This is a genomic window from Microbacterium sp. 1154 (genome assembly GCF_031455375.1).
In the GTDB taxonomy this organism is placed as follows: Bacteria; Actinomycetota; Actinomycetes; order Actinomycetales; family Microbacteriaceae; genus Microbacterium.
The window spans coordinates 1,281,465-1,306,888 of sequence record NZ_JAVDSN010000001.1; the positions used below are offsets into that span (position 1 = coordinate 1,281,465).

General features: G+C 69.4%; 21 protein-coding genes. 14 read left to right on the top strand and 7 right to left on the bottom strand.

Annotation, left to right across the window (positions count from 1 at the left end; translation table 11 throughout):
• Positions 1-100 precede the first annotated feature (100 nt).
• The 7 genes from J2X55_RS05965 (at position 101) to J2X55_RS05995 (ending at position 10,189) form a co-directional block, all read left to right on the top strand.
• Positions 101-1,363 carry an extracellular solute-binding protein gene (locus tag J2X55_RS05965; RefSeq protein ID WP_309822367.1) on the top strand — a complete coding sequence of 421 codons (1,263 nt, stop codon included), beginning with the start codon at positions 101-103 and terminating at the stop codon, positions 1,361-1,363.
• A gap of 68 nt (positions 1,364-1,431) precedes the next feature.
• Positions 1,432-2,697, top strand: coding sequence for an ABC transporter substrate-binding protein (locus tag J2X55_RS05970; protein ID WP_309822368.1), 1,266 nt, complete (start codon positions 1,432-1,434; stop codon positions 2,695-2,697).
• Between the two features lie 138 nt (positions 2,698-2,835).
• Entirely contained in the window at positions 2,836-4,905 is a 2,070-nt protein-coding gene (locus J2X55_RS05975; RefSeq protein ID WP_309822370.1) for a DUF6259 domain-containing protein, read from the top strand.
• Positions 4,902-5,891, top strand: a complete 990-nt coding sequence (locus J2X55_RS05980; protein WP_115915775.1) for a carbohydrate ABC transporter permease — start codon at positions 4,902-4,904, stop codon at positions 5,889-5,891. Before J2X55_RS05975 ends, J2X55_RS05980 begins: the two co-directional genes overlap by 4 nt.
• Positions 5,888-6,754: a carbohydrate ABC transporter permease gene (locus tag J2X55_RS05985; RefSeq protein ID WP_309822372.1), complete on the top strand. Its 867-nt coding sequence runs from the start codon at positions 5,888-5,890 to the stop codon at positions 6,752-6,754. The genes J2X55_RS05980 and J2X55_RS05985 overlap by 4 nt, the downstream gene beginning before the upstream one ends.
• 4 nt (positions 6,755-6,758) lie before the next feature.
• Complete coding sequence (locus J2X55_RS05990; RefSeq protein WP_309822373.1) at positions 6,759-9,491, top strand: glycosyl hydrolase 2 galactose-binding domain-containing protein; 2,733 nt, start codon at positions 6,759-6,761, stop codon at positions 9,489-9,491.
• Entirely contained in the window at positions 9,488-10,189 is a 702-nt protein-coding gene (locus tag J2X55_RS05995) for a peptidase E (protein WP_309822375.1), read from the top strand. The genes J2X55_RS05990 and J2X55_RS05995 overlap by 4 nt, the downstream gene beginning before the upstream one ends.
• Before the next feature lie 54 nt (positions 10,190-10,243).
• On the opposite strand, the gene J2X55_RS06000 is transcribed toward J2X55_RS05995, so the two are convergent.
• Both J2X55_RS06000 and J2X55_RS06005 read right to left on the bottom strand, forming a co-directional pair.
• Positions 10,244-13,327, bottom strand: coding sequence for a chitobiase/beta-hexosaminidase C-terminal domain-containing protein (locus tag J2X55_RS06000; protein WP_309822377.1), 3,084 nt, complete (start codon positions 13,325-13,327; stop codon positions 10,244-10,246).
• A gap of 159 nt (positions 13,328-13,486) precedes the next feature.
• A complete protein-coding gene (locus J2X55_RS06005; RefSeq protein ID WP_309822379.1) occupies positions 13,487-13,987 on the bottom strand; it encodes a small multidrug efflux protein in 501 nt (166 codons plus the stop codon).
• A 152-nt stretch (positions 13,988-14,139) separates the two neighbouring features.
• Between J2X55_RS06005 and J2X55_RS06010 the strand changes: the two genes are divergently transcribed.
• On the top strand, positions 14,140-15,327 hold the full coding sequence (locus tag J2X55_RS06010) for a histidine kinase (protein WP_309822381.1): 1,188 nt from the start codon (positions 14,140-14,142) through the stop codon (positions 15,325-15,327).
• Positions 15,324-15,926, top strand: coding sequence for a DNA-binding response regulator (locus J2X55_RS06015; RefSeq protein ID WP_115915769.1), 603 nt, complete (start codon positions 15,324-15,326; stop codon positions 15,924-15,926). The genes J2X55_RS06010 and J2X55_RS06015 overlap by 4 nt, the downstream gene beginning before the upstream one ends.
• Here J2X55_RS06015 and J2X55_RS06020 read toward each other — a convergent pair.
• Positions 15,923-16,333 carry a Rid family hydrolase gene (locus J2X55_RS06020; protein WP_115915768.1) on the bottom strand — a complete coding sequence of 137 codons (411 nt, stop codon included), beginning with the start codon at positions 16,331-16,333 and terminating at the stop codon, positions 15,923-15,925. The two genes, J2X55_RS06015 and J2X55_RS06020, sit on opposite strands and share 4 nt — an antisense overlap.
• Before the next feature lie 54 nt (positions 16,334-16,387).
• Between J2X55_RS06020 and J2X55_RS06025 the strand changes: the two genes are divergently transcribed.
• Positions 16,388-16,780 (top strand): VOC family protein, encoded by a 393-nt coding sequence (locus tag J2X55_RS06025; RefSeq protein WP_115915767.1) that lies wholly within the window; start codon positions 16,388-16,390, stop codon positions 16,778-16,780.
• A gap of 33 nt (positions 16,781-16,813) precedes the next feature.
• Here the strand turns inward: J2X55_RS06025 and J2X55_RS06030 are convergent, their stop codons facing one another.
• The 3 genes from J2X55_RS06030 to J2X55_RS06040 form a co-directional block, all read right to left on the bottom strand.
• Positions 16,814-17,695, bottom strand: a complete 882-nt coding sequence (locus J2X55_RS06030) for a bacteriorhodopsin (protein ID WP_309822385.1) — start codon at positions 17,693-17,695, stop codon at positions 16,814-16,816.
• Between the two features lie 183 nt (positions 17,696-17,878).
• Positions 17,879-18,364 (bottom strand): hypothetical protein, encoded by a 486-nt coding sequence (locus tag J2X55_RS06035; protein WP_115915765.1) that lies wholly within the window; start codon positions 18,362-18,364, stop codon positions 17,879-17,881.
• Entirely contained in the window at positions 18,361-19,671 is a 1,311-nt protein-coding gene (locus J2X55_RS06040) for a hypothetical protein (RefSeq protein ID WP_309822388.1), read from the bottom strand. The genes J2X55_RS06035 and J2X55_RS06040 overlap by 4 nt, the downstream gene beginning before the upstream one ends.
• Before the next feature lie 130 nt (positions 19,672-19,801).
• Between J2X55_RS06040 and J2X55_RS06045 the strand changes: the two genes are divergently transcribed.
• The 3 genes from J2X55_RS06045 to sucD all read left to right on the top strand — a co-directional run bounded on the left by J2X55_RS06045 (position 19,802) and on the right by sucD (position 22,794).
• Positions 19,802-20,392 carry a hypothetical protein gene (locus J2X55_RS06045; RefSeq protein WP_309822390.1) on the top strand — a complete coding sequence of 197 codons (591 nt, stop codon included), beginning with the start codon at positions 19,802-19,804 and terminating at the stop codon, positions 20,390-20,392.
• 318 nt (positions 20,393-20,710) lie between these two features.
• A complete protein-coding gene (gene sucC, locus J2X55_RS06050; protein ID WP_103206613.1) occupies positions 20,711-21,874 on the top strand; it encodes an ADP-forming succinate--CoA ligase subunit beta in 1,164 nt (387 codons plus the stop codon).
• Positions 21,875-21,891: 17 nt separating this feature from the next.
• Positions 21,892-22,794, top strand: coding sequence for a succinate--CoA ligase subunit alpha (gene sucD, locus J2X55_RS06055; RefSeq protein ID WP_115915762.1), 903 nt, complete (start codon positions 21,892-21,894; stop codon positions 22,792-22,794).
• Positions 22,795-23,126: 332 nt separating this feature from the next.
• Here the strand turns inward: sucD and J2X55_RS06060 are convergent, their stop codons facing one another.
• Positions 23,127-24,578 (bottom strand): NCS2 family permease, encoded by a 1,452-nt coding sequence (locus J2X55_RS06060; RefSeq protein ID WP_115915761.1) that lies wholly within the window; start codon positions 24,576-24,578, stop codon positions 23,127-23,129.
• A 66-nt stretch (positions 24,579-24,644) separates the two neighbouring features.
• On the opposite strand from J2X55_RS06060, the gene J2X55_RS06065 reads away from it, so the two are divergent.
• Positions 24,645-25,082, top strand: a complete 438-nt coding sequence (locus J2X55_RS06065; RefSeq protein WP_115915760.1) for a nitroreductase family deazaflavin-dependent oxidoreductase — start codon at positions 24,645-24,647, stop codon at positions 25,080-25,082.
• Positions 25,083-25,424: the final 342 nt, after the last annotated feature.

Below are 25,424 nucleotides of genomic sequence, written 5' to 3' on the forward strand. Positions count from 1 at the left end.
TGCGACACTGTCGCTGGTCGCAATTTTGTGTAGTATCGCTACCGACGTACTCCGGTCGCAGCGGCGTGACCGGCGATCACTGAAGATGAGGGGACGAGCCATGACGAAGTGGCTGAAGCAGACGGCGATCGCAGCCGTCACGTTGACGACGGTGGGCGTGCTCAGCGGGTGCGCGGGGGGCTCGGGCGGCGGCCCGACCGAGCTCAGCTTCCTGATGTGGGGCGACGGGGGCGACACCCAGACCGCGTACGAGGACGTCATCTCGAAGTTCGAGGAGGCCAACCCCGACATCACGGTGAACGCCGAGTTCTTCAACACGAACGACTACGACAACATCCTCAAGACCCGACTGTCCGGCGGCGCGGGACCCGACGTCTACGGCTTCGACCTCGGCAACATCGAGACCTTCGTCGACGACGGTTTCGCCGCCGACCTCTCCGACGGCGGCCAGAGCTACCTCTCGAAGCTGACTCCGGAGGCGGCCAAGGACAGCCAGCGAGAGGGAGGCACCTACAACCTCCCCATCTCGCTCTCGGGCAACGGCATCATCTACAACAAGGCGCTCTTCGAGAAGGCGGGCATCTCCACGCCGCCCACCACCTACAGCGAGCTGCTGGCGGATTCGAAGAAGCTCTCGGATGCCGGTGTCATCCCCTTCGCGATGAGTGCGCAGGACAACTGGTGGCCGCAGTTCATCGTCTACTACGCCCTCGCCGAGCACGGGGCGAACGAAGAGCTCGGTGAGCAGATGGCCAACGGTGAGACGACGTTCTCGCAGAGCACGGCGTGGGCCGAAGCGCTCGACGTCGTGCGCGACCTCACCCCGTATTACATGCCGAACCCGGTCGGCACGAGCCAGACCGCTGCGCAGTCGGCCTTCATCGCTGGCGAGTCCGCGATGTTCCCCGCGACGTGGATCCTCTCCGATGCCCGCGAAGCCGGACTCGACGTCGGCTACATGAACTTCCCGACCGTCGACCAGCCCTCGAACGACATCTGGGGCACCTACCAGGTGCGCTTCGGGGTGAACCCCAACAACGGGGATGCCAAGCTGGCCGCCTCGCAGAAGTTCCTCGACTTCTTCATGCAGGACGACACCTACAAGGCGTTCCTCGACAAGGTGAAGCTGTTCCCGACGACCGAGGGCGTGCAGATCGGCGCCGACGTCGACCCGCTGTTCCCCGAGATGCAGGCGGCCTGGGAGGGCAAGACGTTCGTCGCGGCCTTCTCGCCCACGGCGCCGAGCATCAAGGATGCCCTGGTGGTGGGCCTGCAGAACATCATCAGCGGGCAGAAGAGCACCGACCAGGTGCTCTCCGACCTCGACCTCGCGCTCGAGCAGTACCGCGCCGACAACCGCTGACACACCCGCACGCCCCGCTTCGCGCTCGTCGCGGGGCGGGGCGTCGCTTTGAGAGAACGGACCTCCCCATGCGCCGACGCACCGGCACCGCGCTCGCGAGCGCGGCCACTCTGACCGCCCTCGCCCTGGCATCCCTCACCGGATGCAGCTCCTCCAGCGCGGACGGAACCACCCTCAGCTTCCTCATGTGGGGTGACGGGGGAGACACGCAGAAGGCGTACGAGAAGGTCATCGACGCGTTCGAGGCGCAGAACCCGGGCGTCACGATCAACGCCGAGTTCGTCAACATCAATGACTACGACAGCGTGCTGAAGACGCGGCTGTCGGGAGGTGCCGGCCCGGATGTGTACGGGTTCGATCCGAAGAACATCGGCGACTTCGTGCGTGACGGCTTCGCCGCCGACCTGTCGGGAGCCGAATTCTTCTCGCGCCTCGACCCGGCGGCGGCGCAAGAAGCCCGGCGCGGGGCCGAGGGGGATGCCGCGTACGCGGTGCCCATCTCGCAATCGGGCAACGGCATCATCTACAACACGGCGCTGTTCGCCCAGGCGGGGATCACCGAGGTCCCCCGCACGTACTCCGAGCTGAAGCAGGCCGCGATGAAACTCGCGGGTGCGGGGATCACCCCCTTCGCGATGAGCGCCCAGGACAACTGGTGGCCGCAGTTCATCGCGTACTACGCGATGGCCCAGAACGTCTTCCCCGACGACCCCGACGCCGTCGACGAGCTTCTCGACGGGAAACGGACGTTCGCCGACACCCCGGGTTATGCGCGGTCGCTCGAGATCGTGAAGGACCTCGTGCCGTTCTACATGGCCGATCCTCTCGGAACGAACCAGTCGGCGGCGAAGTCCGCTTTCCTCAAAGGTGAGGTCGCGATGTTCCCCGCGACGTGGGTTCTCTCCGACGCGCGCGCGGCCGGGGTGGAGCCGGGCTACATGAACTTCCCGACGGTCGACGGCGACGTCGCCGACATGTGGGGGAGCTACCTCGTGCAGTGGGGCGTCAACCCGGGCAACGGACGCGTCGATCTGGCGGAGCGCTTCGTCGATTTCTTCTTCCAGGACGACGGCTACACCGAGTTCCTCACGGCGGTAAAGGCGTTCCCGACGACGACCGGCGTCGACGTCTCGGCGGCGGACCCCCTCTTCCCCGACATGGAGGCGGCGTGGGAGGGGAAGACCTTCCAGCCCGTCGTGATCCCCGCTCACCCCCAGCTGCAGAACGCCCTGCTGGTGGGAATCCAGAACCTCATCGCCGGTCGCTCCGACGTCGACACTGTGATCGCCGAGCTCGACGCCGCGCTGGTCGAGATCCGGGCGAACGCCGACTGACGGGGGCCCGGCTTTCCGGGAGTCGTGCGGTAGCTGAGCTACGGCACGTGGGACTTTCGACCCCGTATTGAAACGATCCAGGCGCGTTACGCGCTTAAGTATGTAGTATGGCTACACAACGAGAACGAGGATGTGCTTGTGAGCTCCGAATGGACGATCGCCGACGATCGCATCGCGGTGACCTTCGACCCGGTGAGCGGCGGAATCAGCCGCGTGACCGCGGACGAGGCGGGTCTCACGCGCCCGGATGCCGTGGCCCCCTCGCTGTACGTCCTCGAGGTCCCGCGCGGCGGCGATCGCACGATCGTCGTCGAGACGTCGGCGCAGACCGTGACGCGCGTCGACAGGGACGGCGGCGACGCGGTGCGTCTCGTCTGGACCGACCCCGTCGCCTCGAACGGCGAGAGGCTCGCCGGCGAGATCGTCGCCACCGCCCGCGTGCACGACGGTGCGCTGCGTCTGGGGCTGTCGTTCCGCCTCGACGCGGGCGGTGTGGAAGCCGTGCGGTTCCCGTCGCTTCGTGGCATCCGTCCCGCCGAAGGCTCCCTGGAGCTGCGCGGCGTCGATTACTCCACCGGAACCCGCATCGGTCTTCTTCCCGTCTTCGACTCGAACGCGCCGTACTGGGGCACCACCTTCCCCGACTACGCCAGCGGCAACCTCCGCCCCGAGCTGGTGGGCACCCCCACCTCGCCCTTCGTGATCCTCGCCAGCGAGCGCGGCGGTCTCACCGTGGAGCCGGCCGAGCGATCCCTGGCTTTCATCGGGTGGCGGGCGAGCCTCGAGCCGGGGTTCGACGACAGTCTGCGCCGGACGGCCGGCGAAGATGCCGCGGTCACGCTCGACGCCATCCACTTCCCGGCGGGCGAGGGCGTCGAGGCGACGCTGCCCGACATGGTGGTCGCCCCCTTCACCGGTGCGTGGGAGCGCGGACTCGACGCCTACCTCCCGACGCAGGAACCGACGCGGCGCTCGGCCGCCGCGTGGCTCGATGAACCGCGCTCGTGGCTGCAGGTGCAGCTGATGTCGACCGAGGGAGAGCCCCGCTACGACTTCGAAACGCTCGTCGACATCATCGAAGAGTGCGCCCGCGAGGGCATCGGCGCGATCCAGATCGTGGGGTGGAACGAGGGCGGCCAGGACGGTCTCGTCCCGCAGCACCGGCCGGCCGAGAAGCTCGGCGGTGAAGAGGGGCTGCGGCGGGCGCTCGCCCGCGCGCGCGAACTCGACGTCGCCACGGTCCTCTACGTGAAGTACGTCTGGGTCGAGAAGCCCGGCCCGCTGTGGGAGGAGCTCGAACCGTTCGTCTCGCGCGACGCGAACGGGCAGCCCTACGCCCAGCCCGGTCCCGTCTACCACTCGTCCCGCAAGCGCTACGGCATCGCGACCCCCTGGTACGTGCCCCTGTGCTTCGGCGTCGAGGCATTGCGGCGGCGCTTCGCCGACGAGGCCGCGCGCATGGCGGAGTGGGGTGCCGACGGCATCCTGGCCGACGAGTCGCTCTACCACGGTCGTGCCCTGCTGTGCTTCGCCGACGACCACGGCCACCCCGTCGGCGCCAGCGCCTTCACGTGGGACGACGTCTTCGTCGAAGACATCCGCGCCGCTCTCGGCGACCGCGCCGGCACCTTCGTCATCGCCGCCGAGGGGGCGTACGACGACCAGTTCGCCCACTACGACGTGTCGTACTTCCGCAGCGCCTCGCCCACGCACCGCCCGCTCGGGCGGATGCTGCGCCCCGACGCTCGGATCGTCACCGCGCTCACCGGGTTCGACGACCGCTCGATGGTCGCGCAGTGCGTGCTGTACGGCTACGCGATCAGCCTCGAGCCCTACAACTTCAAGGGCCGCCCGGGCGACATGCCCGCGACCGTGGCCCTCGCGCGGCAGGCCGACGCCCTGCGCGACCGCCACCGCGGTGTGCTCTGGAACGGGCGCCTCGTCGTCGATCACGACGTCGTCGCCCACCGACCCGACGGCTCGGTGCACGACCTGCTCACCGTGTGGGAGGGGGCCGACGGCGCGCGTGCCGTCGTCGTGGCCACCTATGACGACGAACCCCTGTCGCTCCACCTCACGGGTCTCGGCGCGGCCGAGACCGACGATCTCGACGGCCGCCGTACGCGTCCCGCGGACGGGCGCATCGACGTGCCCGCCCGGGGCGTGACCGTCGTCATCCCCCTTTCCGACCCGATTGGAACGCTATGAGCAGCACACGCGTCGAGGACCCGCGGGTCCTCGCCCTGGACGACCCCACCGCGACGCAGGCGGTGACCACGCGCTCGCTCAAGGCGCGCCTGTGGACCGGGCGTTCCACCGCGGGCAGGTTCTGGATCGCCGTCGCACCCGCGCTGGTGCTGTACGGGGTCTTCACGGTCTACCCCATGGGCCAGGTGATCGTCGCGAGCTTCACCGACGCCCGCGGGTTCAACCGCGCGTGGGAGTTCATCGGCGCCGACAACTTCGTTCGCATCTTCTCGGGCGACCCGGTGCTCATGGAGGCGATCGGCAACACCGCGATCTACGGGTTCTTCAAGATCGTCGTGCAGACGATCCTGGCGTTCCTCATCGCCGTGCTCCTGCACCGCCAGCTCCGGCTCGGCAATCTCTACCGCGCGATCTTCTTCGCGCCGATGGTCATCTCGCCCGTGGCGATCGTGTTCACGTGGAGCTTCATGTACGACCCCACCTCGGGGACGTTCAACACGCTGCTGCGCAGCATCGGTCTCGGGGGCCTCGCTCAGGACTGGCTCGGCAACTACGACCTCGCGCTCTACAGCGTCATCCTCGTGGACCTCTGGAGCGGTCTCGGCTTCAACGTCGTCATCTTCCTCGCGGGCCTCTCGACCATCCCGGGCGAGATCCTCGAAGCGGCCAAGGTCGACGGCGCGCGCGGCTGGAAGGCCATGCGCTACATCACCATCCCGCTGATGATCCCCTCGATCGGCCTCGTCCTGGTGCTGTCGATCAACGGTGCCCTGCGCGCCTTCGACACGGTCTACCTGATGACGAGAGGCGGGCCGGGCAATTCGACGCAGCTGTTCATGACGCAGGTGTTTCAGGAGGGCCTGGTCAACAACAACTTCGGCTACGCCTCGGCGATGGCCGTGCTCGTGCTGATCGTGCTGATCGCGATCGCGGCCGTGCAGAACAGACTCAACAACCGCGTCGCCGCCGAGGAGGGCAACCGATGACCACCAGCACCAGCGCCGCCCCGCGCGTCACCACGCGTTCCGCGATGCGCCTGGCCCGTCGCCTCCCGATCAACCTGCTGCTGATCGTGCTCAGCATCGCGATGATCTATCCGATCGTCATCATCGTCATCACGGCGTTCAAGCCGAACCTCGAGGTGCTGACCAACCCGACCGGGCTGCCGCAGGCGCCGACCTTCGACAACTTCGTCACCTCGTGGCGGGATGCCGGGTTCGCCAACCTCTTCTTCAACTCGGTGCTGTTGACCGTCGTCAGCATGACCGTCGCCACGTTCGTCGCGGCTCTCGCGTCGTACGCGATCGTTCGGCAGGCCACCCGCATCGGCTCGGGCGTCTACCTGCTGCTGGCGGCCGGCATCTTCTTGCCGATGCAGCTCGCGCTGGTGCCGCAGTTTCGCGTCGTGCGCGACCTCGGCCTCATCAACAACTACGCCGGTGTCATCCTCATCTACATCGCGGGCGCCCTGCCCTTCGGCGTCTTCCTCATGGCGGCGTTCATGCGTCAGGTGCCCAAGGAGATCGTGGAGGCCGCGGTCATCGACGGGGCGGGGTACTTCACGCTCTTCCGCCGCATCTTCCTCCCCCTCGCTCGCCCCGCGATCGCGACCTTCTGGGTGCTGCAGGGGGTGGGGGTGTGGAACGACTACCTCGTGCCGCAGCTGCTGCTCACCGACCCGTCGAAGCGCACACTGACCACCGGCGTGCTGTACTTCAAGGCGCAGTACCTCGCCGACTGGGGCAACATCATGGCGGCCGTGCTCATCATGAGCCTGCCCATCCTGCTGCTGTTCGTCTTCGCGCAGCGCTTCTTCGTCAGCGGACTGTACGCCGGGGCGGTGAAGTGAGGGCATGACCTCGCTCGACGACCGGGAGAGGGCGCGGTCGCTGGCCTCGCCGCTGTCCGGCGACCGCTGGGTGCAGGAGCACGCGACCCTCCCGGTGTCCGCGCCGCCGGTGTCGGCGGGCGGCGGCGGCCCGCTCGGCGTCGAGCGCGAGGTGGTCTCGCTCGACGGCGAGTGGCTGCTCGCCGGAGCCCCCGCGGGCCGCGAGTTCGCGATCGAGCGCTGGTTCGCCGGTCCGCGACCGGCGACGCCGGTGAGTTGGCACCGACCCGACACCGACCGCTCGGAATGGATCCCCGCCGCGGTTCCGGGCACGGTGCAGGCGGCCCTCACCGACGCGGGCGAGATCCCCGACCCGCTTCTCGACGACCACACGTACGCCGAGCTCACCGCGCACGGCGTGCCGACGGAGTGGCCGTGGCACTTCCGGCGCACGCGCGTCGAGGAGCAGCAGTGGTGGTATGCGCGGCGCTTCGACGTCCCGGCCCCCTGGCGAGGGCGCCGGGTGCGCCTGAGCTTCGACGGCGTCGACGACGCGGCGTCGTTCTGGCTCAACGGCGACCCGATCGCCCGGCATGCCGGCATATACGGCGGGCCCGACATCGACGTGACCACCCTGCTCCGCGGAGACGGCTCCGACGAGGTCGTCGTCCGCCTCGATGCGCCGCCGCGCGACTGGCACGGGGTGCTGAAGCCGTCTCCCGGGTGGGGCTGGCACTACGGGCACCTCATCTCGATCGGCCTCTGGCGCTCGGTCCGTCTGGAGTGCGTCCCCGACCTCGAACTCGACGACCTGTTCGTCTCGACCGTGACCGCCGCCGAGGGCGCCGCGCGCGTCCGCGTGCAGTGGGACCTCGTGCGGCACACCGACGCCGACGGAGTCGTCCCGACGCGCGTGCGGGTACTCGATCCGGACGGGGTGGTCGTCGCCGACGTCACGGCGGACGCCGTGGCATCCCGGGGCACATCTCGGCACGCGGTCGAGATCGACGTCCCGGATGCCCGCCTGTGGTGGCCGTTCGGCTACGGCGACCAGCCGCTGTACCGCGTCGAGGTGGGGATCGACGGCTCCACCCGCACCGCCTCGCTCGGCATCCGCACCGTCGAGATGCGCCCGCTCCCCGAGGTCTCGGGTGACGACGTGTACGACTGGCAGTTCGTCGTCAACGGGCGGGCGCTGTTCCTCAAGGGCGCCAACTGGTGCTTCACCGACCCAATGGCCCGCCGCGGGTTCGACGTCGACCGTCACCTCCTCGACCTGTGCGTGCGCGCGAACCTGCAGATGCTGCGCGCGTGGGGCGGCGGCACCGTCGAGAGCGACGCCTTCTACGACGAGTGCGATCGTCGCGGCATCCTCCTGCTTCAGGAGTTCCCCTTGTCGTTCGGACTGGATGCCACGGGGCAGACCCTCGCGACGGTCGACGAGCAGGCCTCGCGCATCGTGCGACGCCTGCGCTCGCATCCCTCTTTGGTGATGTGGGGCGGGGGCAACGAGAATCCCGAGACCGTCTCGGGCGACGACCTGCTCACCGTGATCGGCACGCGCGTGCGGCAGTACGACCCGTCGCGACCGTTCCACCGCACCGACCCCTGGGGTGGGAGCGAGCACTACTACGGCGTCTATCACGAGGGCGAGCCGGTCGAGGCGTACGCGACGCACGTCCCCCCGGTGTTCGGGGAGTACGGGCTGTCGAGCCAGTGCGACCTTGACAGCATGGCCCGCTTCCTCGACCCCGCACTGCTCGAGCAGTGGCCGCCGCCCGCGCACGGGGCGATCCTGCAGCACCAGGCGCAGTTCTCGCTGTTCGACCTGTTCAAGCAGGCGCGCTACGCCCACTACGGTCCGCTGACCGACTGGGCGACGTTCGTGGAGTACTCCCAACTCGCCCAGGGCGACGCGTTGCGCTTCGCCTCGGAGCGGTTGCGCGCCCACGCGGGCGAGCGCACCGCGGCCTACTGGTTCTACAAGGTGGGGGAGGTCTTCCCGGGCGCCTCGTGGGCGATCGTCGACTATTACGGTCGCGCGAAGCTCTCGTACTACCGCGCCCGGCAGTTCGGCGCCGCCCGCACCGCGTTCGCCGTCTACGACCGCACGGCTCTCGCGGCGGGCGAGACGCTGATCGCCGCGGTGCACGCCGTCGACGACAGCCCGGAGCCGCTGACCGGCACCGTCACGGCGCGCCTGTACGACGCGCGCTTCCGCGTGCTGGCCGAGCGAGCGGCATCCGTCGATCTCGGTCCTGACCAGCACGTCCACGCCTTCGACCTCGAGGCCGTCGTGCCCGACATCGACGCGCATCCGCTCGTGCTGGCCGTGCACCTCGACGACGTCGAGGGGCGGCGCGTCTCGTCGTCGTGGTACGCCCTGAACGCGCAGCCGAAGAGCGCCGAGGCGACCGCGATCGAGGCGGTTCCGCTCGACGATCTGGTCGACCGGCCGATCGACGAGCTCCTCGCGCCGTACGCCACCGGCCCGGCGCCGCTGAAGGAGCAGCCGCGCACGCGGCTCGAGGCCCGGTGGGGCGAGGGCGTGCTGCGCGTGCGCAACGTCGGCGACGTGCCGGCGCCCCTCGTTCTCGTCGACGAATTCCCGACCGCGTTCGGCGCATGGCTCGACGACAACGCCTTCGGCCTCGAACCCGGCGAGGAGCGCGCGATCGCGTTCTCGCTCGCCGGTGCCGCGTGGCCCGACGCGCGCGTGCGCGCCTGGAACGCGGATGCCGTGGAGGTGGGCGCGTGAGCACCCCCCGCATCCTGGCGACCTGCGGCGGATGGGTCGATACGTCGTGGGGAGATGTGGCCTTCGGCCCCCTCCTGCGCCATGCTCTGGACCTCACCGGCGTCGAGGGGCGCCCCCGCGTCGTCTTCGTCAACACGGCCGGCGGTGACCAGCGCGTCGACGAGGGGCGCGAGCTCGCCGCGGCGATGGCGGCGGGGGTGGATGCCGTGCACCTGCGGCTCTACGGGCGCACGGTCATCGACTTCCGCGAGGTCCTGCAGTCGGCCGACCTCGTCTGGGCGGGCGGCGGGAGCGTCGTCAACCTTCTGCCGCTGTGGCGGGCGCACGGCCTCGACACCGCCCTGCGCGACGCGTGGCGCAGCGGCGTCCTCCTCGCGGGGACCTCCGCGGGAGCGCTGTGCTGGCACGAGGGCGGTCCCACGTCCGGGTTCGGCGAGATGCGCACCGTCCATGACGGCCTCGGGTTCATCCCGGGCTCGCTCGGGGTGCACTACGACTCTCAGCCCGAGCGGCGCCCCGCCCTGCGGCGCGCGGTCGATGCGGGGACACTACCCGGCGGCTTCGGCCTCGACGAGGGCACGGCGGTGCTCTACGAGGGCGACCGGGCGGTCGACTTCGTCACCGAGCGCGCGGGCGGCCGCGTGCACCGGGTCGACGCGCACGCTCCCGACGAGGCGTTGCCCACGCGGATCCTCTGAGCTCGCCGCGCACGACGAAGGCCCGGGCCGAAAGACCCGGGCCTTCGTCGTTCCTCAGGGAACGGGGGTCAGCACGACCGCGTCGACGAACGCCGTCGCATCTCCCGTGGCCGCCGAGCCCCGGAAGGTGATCTGCCGATCGCCCGCCGCCACTGAGAACGTCGGCGACGTGTGCGCGCTGAACGTGTTCGTCGGCGGGGCGAAGCTGTCGACGACCGTTCCGTCGACCACCACCTGGATCGTCTGCACCGAGCTGTACCCGGGGCGCCGAGACGCCTGGTAGCTCAGCGTGTAGGTGCCGGCATCCATCTTCAGGGTCTGCGTGAACGACCCGTGCTCACCGTTGCGCGACTGCAGCAGGGCGGTCTGCGTGCCCTCGGGCGCGGTCGGCGCACCGAAGGCGCTGCCGTTGCGCTGGATGCCGGAGCGGCCCACGAACGACCACCCCTCGGTGAACGGCGCCGACTTGACGCCCGTCGTGGACGGCGCCTCGAAGCCCGTGTTCGACAGTTTCGCGGGTTCCGGGGCGACGGGCGCCTCGATCCGCACCGCGTCGAGGAACGCCGTGCGGTCGCCCGAGGGTGCGGTGGCCCGGAAGGTGATCGTGTGGCGTCCGCCGGTCGAGGTGAAGGCGTTCGAGCGCTGCGTCGTGTACGAGCTCGTCGAGCCCACGGCGAACGATCCGATGACCGTGTCGTCGTACAGCACGTCGAAGCTCTGCGCGGGGTAGCCCGAGCGACCCGAGAGGGCGAAGACGACCTGGTAGTCGCCGGCGGGGAAGGCCACCTGCTGCGAGATGGTTCCCTGCACTCCGCCGTCGGTCTTGAGGTACGCCACCTGCTGACCCTCCGGCGGTGTCGGCGGTCCGAGCGGTCCCTGGCCGTTCTGGATGCCAGAGCGGCTGTCGAACGTCCAGCCGTTGGTGAAGGGGCCGGTCTTCGACTTCGTTCCGCCGGGCTTCTCGAAGCCGGCGTTGTTCAGGGTGACCAGCGGGTACGACGACGGCAGCTCCGGGCTGACGTAGCACCGCTGCGTGCCCGAGGGGTTCGGGTCGCCGAGGGTGGCGGTATCGCACGACACCGGTCCCGTCTTCGCCTGGTAGCTGAAAAGCCCGTCGCCGCCGAACGCGACACTCTGCTGCCCCGAGAAGAAGCACTGACCGCCCTCGTTCGCACACAGGGTGTAGCCGTCCGGGCCCTGTGAGACGCCGCCGACCTTGAACAGGCGGCTGGTGATGCCGGAGGGCTGCTTGTTCGCGGCGAAGGCCGCGGCGCGATACAGCTTCGTGGAGCTCTCGGCGAGGATCACCGGTCGCTCATAGAGAGTGGAGCTCGCGGTGGGGGCGGAGCCGTCGGTGGTGTAGCGGATCTGCGCGCCCGAGGTCGCGGTCGAGAGGGTGAGCACCTCGGACCCGGCGTAGACCCCACTGTCGAGGTCGAACTGCACGGGGTCCACGCGCGCCGACGTGAGCTGGGGCGTGACGGTCACGAGCGAGATGCCCGACGAGGTGGGATCGGCGGTACTGGTGGCGCGTACGGCGATCTCGCGCTCGGAGTCGACCGCGGGCGGCGTGTAGACGCCCGAGCTCGACACGGACCCGTTGCCCGAGCCCTCCACCGACCACGTCACGCCGGCCGCGCCATCGATCACGTCGGCCGTCAGTTGCACGGTCGAGCCCGACGCGACGGTGGGCTCGACGTCGCCCATCCGCACCTGGACCGCGGGATCGGCGGTGGTGTACACCGCGAACGAGTAGCCCGTGTCGAGGTCGTCCGAGAAGCTCGTGCCCGCGGGAAGGGTGGCCGAGACGGCGGGCAGGAGCGCGTTGGCATCCGGCACGAGGTCGTCGGAGTACACGACCCGGTGGAAGTCGGCGTTGACCGCCGTCCCGCCGAAGTCGACGGTCAGATCGGTCGGGGCCGCGCCCTTCGACTCCACCAGCACGGTGTAGTCGCCGGCCGCGTCGCGGAAGGCGGCGGAGCGCACGTCGGACGACGATGACGTCGAGGCCAGCACCTGGCTGTGCGCGGGGATGTAGCGGTTCAGCAGACCCGCCGACAGGAACGTCTTGCGCGGTTCGAGTCCGAGCGGGAGGGCGTCCCACATGTTGTAGGTGCCGTTGGTGTCACCGTCGGGGTCGACGGTCCAGGTGCCGTTGAGCTGCCAGACGAGCATCGAGTGCAGGCCCCGGTTCGCCCCGGCGATCACGTAGTTCGCGTAGCCGGAGTCCCACCCGCTCGCGTTGTCGTCCGACCAGCCGAACTCCGACATGTTGACGGGCTTGCCGCCCGCGACGTTCTTGCGGGCGTTGATGCTGCCCGGCACCGAGGCGTAAGAGTCGCCATAGGTGTGGAAGCTGTACTGGTCGAAGGCGTCGCCGCCGTTCTGGGCCATGTAGGTGGTCCACGCGGGGGCGCCGGTCTCTTCGGGGCCCCAGATCTCGACCTCGTCGCGCAACCCGTCGGCGACCAGCCGCTGGTGGACGGCCTGGGCCATCTGCAGGTATGCGGCCTGCTGATCTCCGGGAGCCTCGAAGTCCCAACTGCCGTTGGGCTCGTTGTAGTAGGTGAGGTACTTGACGTTGTCGTACCCGCGCACGTTCTTGAGCTGGTCGATGAGGGCGGAGGCGGATGCCGCGTACGCGGCGTTGTCGGCCGGGGCACTGGTCCACGGGTCGACGCCGGCGATGGGGAACCAGTCGTGCACGGTCGAGCCGACCTTCCAGCCGAAGTTGAGCTCGATGTCGGTGCCGGCGGCCTTGAAGGCGTCCAGGTAGCGGTAGAACGCCTTCATCCGGTCGCTGTCCCACGTGTACACGCCCTTGTCGGGCTCCATCCAGTCGATCTGGAACCACACGCGGGCGACCTTCGGTCGGATGGTCGCGATCCGCTCCGCGTCGATCGCCCAGTCGGCGTCGGTGTACCCGAAGCCGCGCGAGCGTTCCATGAGCGCCGAGGGGATGACGTTCACCCCGATCCCGAGGAAGTCGTCCTGCACCACGGTGCCGGTGTCCACCGAGACGGTTGCGGTGTCCGCCGCGGAGGCGGCGGGGGCCGACCCGGCGACGGCCAGGGCGGCGATCACCCCGCCGACGGTCGTGAGGGCTGTCCAGCGGCGCAGCCGGGGGGAGGGTCTCATCAGGGCTCCATCTCCGTTGAGGGGTCGATATAGGTAGTTCTACTACAGATATCAGCCTCCCGATAGAGAAAAAAGCTAGACGGGCCGCGACTGTGAGCCCATACGTGTAGCAGGGCTACACCCGGTCGTCTTGGGAGACCCTCGGCGCGAAGGCCCCGATCACGCCACCGCGCGGATCACCCCCGTGATGATCAACGTGATCACCGTCGTCCACAGCGCGATCGCGGCGGCCTGCCAGGCGAGCACGCGCACCGGGGCCACACCCGTCGAGGTGAGGGCGGCGGCGGTGAACTGCGTCGGCAGCAGCAGCGGGCCGAGCAGGCTCACACCGGGCGTCCCGTACCGGTGGTACGCCCTCTCGAACTTCTCGCGGCGGGCGGGCGGGGCCTGGGCGGCGGCGCCGCGGCGGGTGGTGACGGCGGTGCGCACGCGGGACGAGGCGAGCACGACCAGGGCGACGCAGAGGAAGTTGCCGATCGCGGCGGCGAGAGCGGCGACGACGGGATGAATGCCGCCCAGGATGCCGATGGCCGCGGCCCCCTCGCCCTCGATGAACGGCACGGCACCGGCGAGGGAGACGATGAGCGGCTGGACGAGGTCGGGCACGTCGGCGACGAGACCCTGGAAGCCGAGGACGAGGTCGGAGACGGGGTTGGACATGGGGACTCCTCGGGGATGGGTCCGCGGCGTGTTCCGCGGTGATTCCATCCCAGGGGCGACCGCCTTCCCGCGGGAGTGTCGTCGTGTCACCGCCCGGCGGGAGGATGCGCTGGCCCACCCGTGACGAATGTCATGCCCGTACTGTGGCGGGGGTGAGCGCCCACGCACCCGCACCCGTCCTGACGCCCGCGGCGACGTACGCCCGTGACGTCCGCGTCACCTGGTGGTACACCGCCGCCTCCGTGATGGTCCTTCACGTCTTCGCGGTCTTCATGTGGGCGTTCGTGGTCGTGCTGCGGGGGACGCCGCTCGACATCGTCCTCGCCCTGGTCGGGGCGGCGGGCTCCGTGGCATCCGGAGTCCTCCTTCTCGTCCGCTACCGGCGCGAGCCGCTCGACGACGGCGACGACTCCGCGCGGAGGTCGGTCGGGCCCCTCGTGCTGCTGGGCGTCGCGTCGGCGGTGCTGCTCGGCGTCGGAACGGGGTCGCTACTCGTCGTCGCCGCCCTCGTGTCGCAGGCGCTGTGCACGGTGCGGTGGCGCGGTGGCATGCGGGTGCGATTGGTCGCGCTGACGCTCGTCGTCGTCGTGGCCGTATGGGTGATCGAGGCGACGCGCTGGGGCCCCGACGGCTACATCTCGCTGACCTTCGCGCTGCCGTTGTTCGCCGCGATGCTCGCGCCCCTCACGGCGACCTCGCTCTGGTGGTGGGACATCGTTCGCGAGCTCGACCGCGCCCGCCGCGCCGAGGGCCGCCTCGCCGCCGCGCAAGAGCGCCTGCGCCTCGCCAGCGACCTGCACGACCTGCAGGGCCACCACCTGCAGGTGGTCGCGCTGCAGCTCGAGCTCGCCGAGAAGATGATGGGGCGGGATCCGGATGCCGCTGTCGAACAGGTCCGCGCCGCTCGCGCGAGCGTCGACGAGGCGCGACGCGGCACGCGGGATCTGGCCGCGCGGTTCCGCGGCGTGCCCCTGCCCGACGAGCTCGCCAACGCCGCCGACCTGCTCCGCGCCGCGGGCCTGACCGTCGACCTGCTGGTCGATACCGAGGCCGCTCGCGCGCCGGCGGACGTGCTCGGGCCGGTGGTGCGCGAGTCCACGACGAACGTGCTGAAGCACGGCGGCGGGGTGTCGGCATCCCTCTCCCTCGCCCGTCACGAGGGGTCGTGGGTGCTGACCGTCGACAACGACGCGCGGGGTGCCGCGTCTCCGGTGGGCGACGGAGCCGGACTGTCGGGGATCGCGGACCGCGTGGGTTCGGTGGGAGGGACGATGGATGCCGCCCGCCTCGGCGACCGGTTCCGTCTCACCGTCCGCGTGCCCGAGGAGGTGATGGCGTGATCCGCGTGCTCATCGCCGACGACGAAGACATGATCCGCACGGCGCTCGCCGCCCTGCTGCGGTTGGAGGACGACCTCGAGGTCGTCGCCGAGTGCCGCGACGGCGAGGGCGCCGTGGCCGAGGCTCAGCGTCTGACGCCCGACGTGTGCCTGCTCGACCTCGAGATGCCCGGGCTCGACGGCGTCGAGACGGCCGCGAAGATCCTGCGGAGCGTTCCCTCGCGCTGCGTCATCGTCACACGGCACGCGCGGCCCGGAGTGCTGCGGCGGGCGCTCGGGGCCGGGGTCAGCGGCTTCCTGCCGAAGTCACGGCCGGCCGATGACGTGGCCGCGGTGATCCGAGAGGTGGCGGCCGGGCGCCGCTACGTCGACCCCGAGATCGCGGCCGACGCGCTGAGCGATGAGCGCAGCCCCCTCACCGACCGCGAGCTCGACGTGCTACGCGCGGGGGCTCGAGGGCAGACGGTGGCCGAGATCGCCGCATCCCTGCACCTGTCGGCCGGGACGGTGCGCAACCACGTGTCGTCGGTGCTCGGCAAGCTCGGGCTCGCGAGTCGGCAGCAGGCGACGATCCACGCGCGCGAGCGGGGGTGGATCTAGCGGTCGACGACCGCCGCGACCGCCTCGATCTCGACCAGCTGGTCGTCGTAGCCGAGGACGGTGACGCGCATCAGCGTGCTCGGGACGTCGTGATCGCCGAAGGCGTCGCGCACGACCTCCCACGCGGTGACGAGATCGGCCTGACGAGTGGATGCCACGAGCACGCGCGTGCTGATCACATCGGTGATCTGCGCCCCCGCCGCGTGCAGGGCGCCCGTCATCGTTTCCACGCACTTCGCTGCCTGCGCCGCGTAATCACCGACCCCGGCGGTCGAGCCGTCGTCGTTCAACGGGCAGGAGCCGGCGAGGAAGATGACGCGGGCGTCGGCCGGAGCGGTGGCGGCGTAGGCGTACTCGGCGGCGTCCGAGAGCGACGCGGAGCGGATGAGGGTCACGGCGGAGGGCATTTCTCGGGTCTCCCGGGAGGTGGTGATGTCGGAGGTCCTGGCCAGACTAGACGCATGCCTCTCTTCGACCATCTCAGCGTCAGCGTCTCCGACGTGGCCCGCGCGGTCGCGCAGTTCGATCCGGTTCTCACCGCGCTCGGGCTCGAACGCACCGACGGTGGCAACGGGGCGTCGTGGTACGCCGAGGGCGAGACGGAGTTCATCGTGCTGCCGGCTCGAGACGCGGCATCCGGTCCCCACGAACACGGACGCATCGGGTGGCAGCACCTTGCCTTCGCCGTGGGGTCGCGAGCCGAGGTCGACCGCATGCACGCGCTGGCGACGGATGCCGGGTGGACCGTCGTCCGCGAGCCCAAGGAGTACCCCCGGTTCACGCCGACGTACTACGCGTCGTTCGTCGAGAACGCCGACGGGATCCGCATCGAGTTCATGCACAACCCGGGGTAGTCCCGCCCGACGAACGGTCGGGCGGGACCCGGTTCAGCGCCGCGTGGAGCGGGTGTTCTGGCGCCCGGTGCGAGGGCCCGTGACCTGCTCGCCGTTCATCCAGATCGGACCGGTGTGGCCAGTGTCGATACCCGCGGCGATGTCTTCGGCGGTCCGCTGCTTCGCGATCTTGTGGATGAGGGCGCCGAAGCCGATCTTGGCGATGATGTCGGCCACGCTCAGCAGCACCTGCGCGGTCACGTAGCTGCCCGAGGTGATGGTGAAGCCCTGGAGGGCGAAGACGACGGGGTAGGCGAACCAGATCACGCAGAGCAGGGCGATAGTGAGGTGGAACGTCGGCAGGGCCGACGATCCGGCCATGTCGCGACGGGCGCGCATCATCATGAAGATGAACATCACGTAGAGCCCGACCATGCACAGGGCGCTGAGCGTGCCCCAGATCCACAGGGCGGTGAGGTTCGTGCCGTCGTCGATCGCGACCCCGCCGATGAAGCCCGTCACGATCATGCCCACCGCGAGCGAGACGCCGATCGTGCGGTATCGCGAGGCGGTGGAGCCGACGAGCGTGGAGACCGCGATCAACTCCGTGACGAGCAGTGGAACCGTGACGGTCCAGTCGAAGTAGCGGGGCGCCCAGCTCAGCACGGCGTTCGAGGTCGCGACCCAGCCCTCACTGGTCTGCGTGTACCCGGCGTCGAACTTCAGCACGAGCACGACATAGGAGAGGAAGGCGACGGCGGCCACGCACATGCCCGCGATGATCGCCGGCCGGTAGCGGACCGACACCTCATGCTGCGTGGCGAACGATCGCAGGGCGAAAGCGACGAGGGCGAGCCCGGCGACGGAGAGCGCGTAGAAGACGAGCGAGTGCTGGCCGTCGGTCAGCGTGACGTTCCACAGGGCGTTGGCGTTCATGATTCCTCGATCTCGGTAGTTGCTTCAGGGCAACTGGTGCTCTCGAGGTATAGCGAGGCAGGTTCAGCGCGACGGGCCGCTGGCGCCGGGGCGTCTTCTGTGCATTACCTGACCCCGCCGCATCGTCGGCGGGGATTCCTCGCGATGCCTCGGTGCGATCTCGGAACTCACTTGGTGTCGACGTCAGCGGGCGGGGCGAAGCGCACGGTCGACCTCCGGGCCCGTGGGGGAGGACGGAAGACGCACCGTCACCTCCTCCGCCATCCCGTCGAGGCCGTAGCGGAGTACGACGCGGTCACGGTTGACCCGCCCGCCGTCGGGGGTGATGAGCATTTGGGTCGGCCGCAGCGCCGCGACGAACCGATCAACATCGTCGGCGTTGGCGTCGCTTCGCTTGGACCACGACGCGAACAGTCGCTGGGGGGCGCTGCCCTCGAGCGGGATCTCTTTCGCGACGGCGTCACGCGCCAGACGGTCGGGGATGTGCAGGTTCTCCAGCACCACGTCGAGATCGTCGATGAGCTTCTGGGTAAGGCGCCCGGGGTGATCGATCTCGAGACGGGTTGGGACCAGTCGGGAACCGAACGGCACGTCACATTCCATCGCACCTCCGCCCATCCCGCCGTCCAGGTCGATGGGCCCGAGGACCCGGCTCGTCACGTCGCTCATGCCTGGCCCGTCAGCGCTTCGTCGGCCAGCAGCTGCTGAACGGTCAGGCGCGCCGTCGCGTCGGCGGCGAAGAAGTCGGCGACCGTGGCGTCGAAGAGCTGTCGCCCCAGCTCGTATTCGTTCCGTGTGCGCTGAAGACAGCTCGCGGTCACGCCGTGCAGCTGGCTGGCCGAGGCGTGCGTCCCGGTCGAGGAGAGGCCGATCCCCGCATTGCGTGGCGTCGGGCTCGATGACGGGCCTGTGCCGAGGGCGGCCGCAGCCTCGGTGAGCTGCTCGTGGACCAGACTCATATTGTCCGAGACGATGCCCGCGTCGGTCTCGTCCATCCGCATCGCACCGTCGCCGAGTGGGTAGCCATCGAGCTTGACGGCGTCGAGATCGTAATCGGCCGGCTCCGCGGTCATGGCCGAGGCCGCCTCGCGCAGAGCAGAGTCGAGCGCCTGCTCCTGCGAACGGATGGTCTCGCTCAGCGTCTGCAGGGCATCCTGCAAAGACCCGAGTATCTCGTCGTACGAGCTGCCGCCGACCGCGACGTCGGCGTTGACCTTGGCGAGGGCGGTGTTCAAGCCGACGGCCGTGGCGCTCAGGCCCGCCACCACGACGCCGAGCCCTGTGGGAGCCGTCACCACAGAAGCGACCGCGCCCGCCACCGCGGTGGCGACCGAGAGCTGAAATTGCATGCTCGCGGCAGATGCGGACTGCGCCTGTGCCGCCCACGCATTCTTGGCGTCGGCGCAGATCTTCGCGACGTCGCTCTTCACCGCGCCCCACATGGCTCCCTCGGCGGCGTAATTGGCCTGCAGAATGACCGATGCCTGCGCCAATCCGCCTTGAACGCTCGAGAAGGCGGTGTAGTACTTGCCCAGGAATGGTCGGCGGAAGGCGCCCTCCATGTTGCCGAGTACGACGGCGTTGATCGTGCCGTTCGAGGTGGCGATGGCGTTGCCGTTCTGAACGGACGCCCCCGCCGCGCTGCTGCCGAGGATCGACGCTGTCGTGCGGGTCGCCGCCGACGGCGCGTCGCACGCCGACCCGTCGGGCAGGCCGAACCACGTCTCTACGACGCCGTCGACGGTGGCACGGATGTCGTCGAAAGCCGCCGCGCAGGAGACGTTCCAGCCGACGCCCTCACCGCCGCCCGACCCGTCGTCGTTGGGGCGCGTGTATTGGTACGGTGCCCATCCCCACTTGCAGTAGGTGCCCTCGTTCCCGGAGACGGGATAGAACTCCTGGTCGGCCATCCAACAGTCGATGGCGGCGCGTTTCATCTGGCCGACGATCGTCGACAGGTCCTCGTAGTCCGACACGCATTCCCCCCACATCTGGTTCCGGCAAGAGTCCAGAGCCGAAACTCCCCGGTGTTTAGGCTAGACAAGCAACGCCCTCAAATCGAGGCGCTTTGTGAACGAGCTATCGGGGAAGAACACGGGGGCAGGCATGTCGCAGCAAGCCGAGACGGGCCGGGTGCAGGGTAGCGCCGGCCCCCGCCGCCCGCGAAGCGCCGTCGTCGCCTTGTGGGTGGGCGTCATAGCCCTCGCTCTGAATCTGTTCCTCGTCCTGCCGTACCTCGCCCGAGGACTGCTCGCCCTGCTGCCCGCCGCCGCCGTCGTGCTGGCCACGGGGGCCATCGTCCTCGCGGTCCGCTCACGCTCGAGCGCGGATCCGCGGCGGACCGCCGGGCGGGCTATGGCGTCCGCCGTCGTCGCGGCTGCTGCGGCAGCCGCGCTTCTCGCCGTCTTCCTGTTCACGGTGGTCGGCTCGCGCGTCGATCAGGTAGAGGTGCGCGGTCAAGGACCGGATGGCACGACGGCGACGTTCTCGAGCGAAGGACAGTCGCGAGAAGAGACGTGGAACGGTGGCGGCACCGGCCGTGTCGCAACAGCGGGCAGGTGGGCCGAGCTCACCCTGATGGCGCCAGCGGATGCCGCCGACCAGAACGTCAGCTGCCAGATCCTCTGGAACGGCGAGGTCGTCGTCGATGAGACCTCGGGCTCGGGCACCGTCACCTGCCGCTACGACGAGAACTGACACTGTCCTAAGGGGGTACCCGCCTCGGGGTGGCCCACGTGCCCGGGGTGGCTTCGTCTGTCGCTGATCAAATGGAGCTCCGCGCGAGCGAGCCGAGACAGACCCGAGGACGCGGGAGGACGCCGTCGTGAAAGTATGCCTCGAACCTCTCATAGATCGCCCTGCCGGCACGGCGGCATCCGGAAGTTCCCTCCCGTCGAAGGGGCAAGGGTCGGGGGTCTCCAGCCCCGTCTAGTAGGGTTGTCCACTGGCGAAGATCTCTTGATATCGAGAGAGTTCGCCTCCTCCCACCACCGATCGCCCAGCGAAGGATTGTCCGTGGATCTCTACGAGTACCAGGCACGTGACCTGTTCGAAAAGTACGAGGTGCCGGTACTCGCCGGCATCATCGCCGACACCCCTGAGGAGGCGAAGGCGGCCGCTGAGAAGCTCGGCGGTGTCGTCGTCGTCAAGGCTCAGGTCAAGACCGGAGGCCGCGGCAAGGCCGGCGGCGTGAAGGTCGCGAAGAACCCCGACGAGGCGTTCGAGGCGGCCCAGGCCATCCTCGGCCTCGACATCAAGGGCCACGTCGTCAAGCGCGTCATGGTCGCAGCGGGCGCCCGCATCGCCAAGGAGTTCTACTTCTCGGTCCTGCTCGACCGCGCCAACCGCTCCTACCTCTCGCTCTCCAGCGTCGAGGGCGGCATGGAGATCGAAGAGCTCGCCGTCGAGCGTCCCGAGGCGCTCGCGCGTATCGAGGTCGACCCGATCGAGGGCATCACGCCCGAGAAGGCCCTCGAGATCGCCAAGGCCGCGAAGTTCGACGACGAGCTGGCCCCCAAGGTGGCCGACGTCTTCGTCAAGCTCTTCAACGTCTACAAGGGCGAGGACGCCACCCTCGTCGAGGTGAACCCGCTCATCCAGAGCGAAGACGGCGACATCATCGCCCTCGACGGCAAGGTCTCGCTCGACGAGAACGCCGGCTTCCGCCACCCCGACCACGAGGCGCTGGAAGACAAGGACGCGGCCGACCCGCTCGAGGCCAAGGCCAAGCAGCACGACCTCAACTACGTCAAGCTCGACGGCCAGGTCGGCATCATCGGCAACGGCGCGGGTCTGGTCATGTCGACCCTCGACGTCGTCGCCTACGCCGGTGAGAAGCACAACGGCGTCAAGCCCGCCAACTTCCTCGACATCGGCGGCGGCGCCTCGGCGACCGTCATGGCCGCCGGCCTCGACGTCATCCTCGGTGACGAGCAGGTCAAGAGCGTCTTCGTCAACGTCTTCGGTGGCATCACCTCGTGCGTCGCCGTGGCCGAGGGCATCGTCAAGGCCCTCGAGATCCTCGGAGACGCCGCGACCAAGCCGCTCGTCGTCCGCCTCGACGGCAACCAGGTCGAGGAGGGTCGTCAGATCCTCGCCGCCGCCAACCACCCGCTCGTCACCCTCGCCGCCGGTATGGACGAGGGCGCCGACAAGGCCGCCGAACTGGCCAACGCGTAAGGGATAGGGACAGAAACATGTCGATCTACCTCAACAAGGACTCCAAGGTCATCGTCCAGGGCATCACCGGCGGCGAGGGCACCAAGCACACCGCCCTCATGCTCAAGGCCGGCACCCAGGTCGTCGGTGGCGTGAACGCCCGTAAGGCCGGCACCACGGTCTCGCACAAGGACGCGTCGGGCAACGACGTCGAGCTCCCCGTCTTCGCGTCGGTCGAAGAGGCCATCCGCGAGACCGGCGCCGACGTGTCGATCGCGTTCGTGCCCCCTGCCTTCACGAAGGACGCGATGGTCGAGGCCATCGACGCCGAGATCCCCCTGCTCGTCGTGATCACCGAGGGCGTGCCCGTCGGCGACACGGCCGAGGCGTGGGCGTACTCGAAGTCCAAGGGTGAGAAGACCCGCATCATCGGCCCGAACTGCCCCGGTATCATCACGCCGGGCGAGGCGCTCGTGGGCATCACGCCCGCGAACATCACCGGCAAGGGCCCCATCGGCCTCGTGTCGAAGTCGGGCACCCTGACGTACCAGATGATGTTCGAGCTGCGCGACCTCGGCTTCTCGACCGCCATCGGCATCGGCGGCGACCCGGTCATCGGCACCACGCACATCGACGCCCTCGCGGCGTTCGAGGCCGACCCCGAGACCAAGGCCATCGTCATGATCGGCGAGATCGGCGGAGACGCCGAAGAGCGTGCCGCCGACTTCATCAAGGCTAACGTCACCAAGCCGGTCGTCGGCTACGTCGCCGGCTTCACCGCTCCCGAGGGCAAGACGATGGGCCACGCCGGTGCCATCGTGTCCGGCTCGGCCGGCACCGCCCAGGCGAAGAAGGAGGCCCTCGAGGCCGCCGGCGTCAAGGTCGGCAAGACGCCGTCCGAGGCCGCTTCGCTGATGCGCGAGATCATCGAGAGCCTGTAACCAGCACTCTCTTCGGGGCCCGGATGTCATGGCATCCGGGCCCTTTCGCGTGTCCGGGCGCCGTGGTGGGCCGCCGTTGGGCCGGCCCGGGGGCGCGGCGTCGAGATGACCGGGTTTTCGCGAGATGACCGGCGAAGTGCCTCGAACGCGTGTTGTCTCGGAAAACGGAGGTGATCTCGGCGGGCGGGCGGCACGGGCGGCAGGCGGGTGCGGTGTCGACGAACGGGCGCGGCCTCGGCCGCCCGGGCCCGCCGCCCGCACGGGCCCGGCCCCAGCAACAACAGAGAAGGGGCCCGGATGCCGTGGCATCCGGGCCCCTCATCGCACAGGCGTCAGCCGAGCAGGGCCTCGACCGGACCGCGGGCGAAGAAGACGACGAATCCGGCGGCGACGATCCACAGCAGCGGGCTGATGCGGCGCGCACGACCCGACAGGGCCTGGATCAGCACCCAGCTGACGAAGCCCGCACCGATGCCGTTTGCGATCGAGTAGGTGAGGGGCATCACGGTGACGGTGAGGAACACCGGGATGAGCACCGACATGTCGCTGAGGTCGACGTGGCGGATCTGCGCCATCATCAGCGCGCCGACGATGACCAGGGCCGCGGCGGCGATCTCGGTGGGGACGATGCTCGTCAGCGGCGTGAAGAACATCGCGAGCAGGAACAGCGCGCCGGTGACGACGTTGGCGAGTCCCGTGCGGGCGCCCTCGCCGATGCCGGAGCCCGACTCGATGAACACGGTGTTCGACGACGACGAGGTCGCTCCACCCGCCACCGCGCCGATGCCCTCGATCACCAACGCCGAGCGCAGGCGCGGGAAGGTACCGTCGGGGGCGGCGAGGCCCGCCTCGCGCGAGAGGCCGGTCATCGTGCCCATCGCGTCGAAGAAGTTCGTGAAGACGAGCGTGAAGACGAGCATGAGGGCCGCGAGCACGCCGATCCGGCCGAACGAGCCGACCAGGTCGACCTGGCCGACGAGCGACAGGTCGGGAAGGCTCACCCACTGTGCGGGGAGCGTCGGGACGCTGAGACCCCACCCGCCGGGGTTGCCGTCGGCCTTCGCGCCGAGGCCCGTGACGGCCTGGACGATCACCGCGATCACGGTGCCCGAGAGCAGTCCGATCAGCAGCGCGGCCTTGACCTTGCGGACCAGCAGCACGGCGGTGATGACGAGGGTCAGCACGAACAGGGCAGTGGGGATCGTGGTGATCGATCCGCCGACGCCGAGGCCGACCGGGGGAGAGCTGAGCCCGGTCGAGGTGACCAGGCCGCTGTCGACGAAGCCGATGAAGGCGATGAACAGGCCGATACCGACGGTGATCGCGGTCTTCAGGGCCAGGGGCACCGCTTCGAAGATCATGCGGCGCAGGCCCGTGACGGCCAGCAGCACGATGATGAGGCCGTTGATGACGACGAGGCCCATCGCCTCGGGCCAGGTGACCTGACCCACGATGCCGACCGCGAGGAACGAGTTGATGCCGAGGCCCGCGGCGAAGGCGAACGGCAGGCGCGTGACCAGGCCGAACAGCATCGTCATGACACCCGCGGTGAGCGCGGTGACGGCGGCGACCTGCGAGAAGCCGAGAGCGTTGCCGGCGACGTCGGGGGTTCCCGACAGGATGATCGGGTTCAGGATGACGATGTATGCCATCGTGACGAAGGTGACGACACCGCCGCGGATCTCTCCGCCGACGGTCGAGCCGCGGGCGGTGATCTCGAAGAACCGGTCGAAACCGTTCTTCGGTTCGGGGGCGGCCGTGGTCTCGGGAGCGGAAGCGCTCATGAAGGCTCCAGGGAAAAGGGGGAGGGGCTAGACCGGAGGGGAAGACGCCGACGTATCGTGTGAGCTATGTCACTCTCAGGAGAGTATCTACCCAGCACCAGCGAATGGGCCCGTCAGCAGGCGGAGACCTTCGAAGCCACGGGGGGCAAGGAGTCCGCCGACATGCGGGGCGTACCCATCATCGTCCTCACCACCGTCGGCGCCAAAACCGGTGGTCTGCGCAAGACGGCCCTCATGCGCGTCGAGCATGACGGGAAGTACGCGGTCGTGGCATCCAAGGGCGGGGCTCCCGAGCACCCGGCGTGGTTCTACAACCTCGTGAAAAACCCCCGCGTCGCCCTGCAGGACGGCGACGTGAAGAAGCAGTACGACGCGCACCAGGCCGAGGGCGCCGAGCGCGAGGAGTGGTGGGGCTACGCGACCGAGGTCTGGCCCGACTACGACGAGTACCAGAAGAAGACCGACCGCCGCATCGAACTGTTCGTGCTCGAGCCCGTCGACTGACGCGTCGCCCGCGCGCGCTTCGGCGCCACGCGCGCGAGCTTGTCGCCGCCGCAACGCTGAGTGTCCAAGAAACCCGGACGTTCTGAAAATTCGTCCGGGTGTCTTGGACACTCAACGCGGTTCGCGCGCGCTTGGGCGCCACGCGCGTGCGCTTGTGGCCGCCGACACTCGAACGAGAATTACTCGGCACGAGCGGGCCCGGGGAGACGCGGGTAGCGGCGGATGCCGAGACCGTCACGGCCGCGAGCACGCACGCGCCCCGGACGGCGAGCGGATGCCGGGACCCAAACCTCACAACAACGTCGCTGCCGCGTGAGCGAAACGTTCGCGGGGAGTAACGCC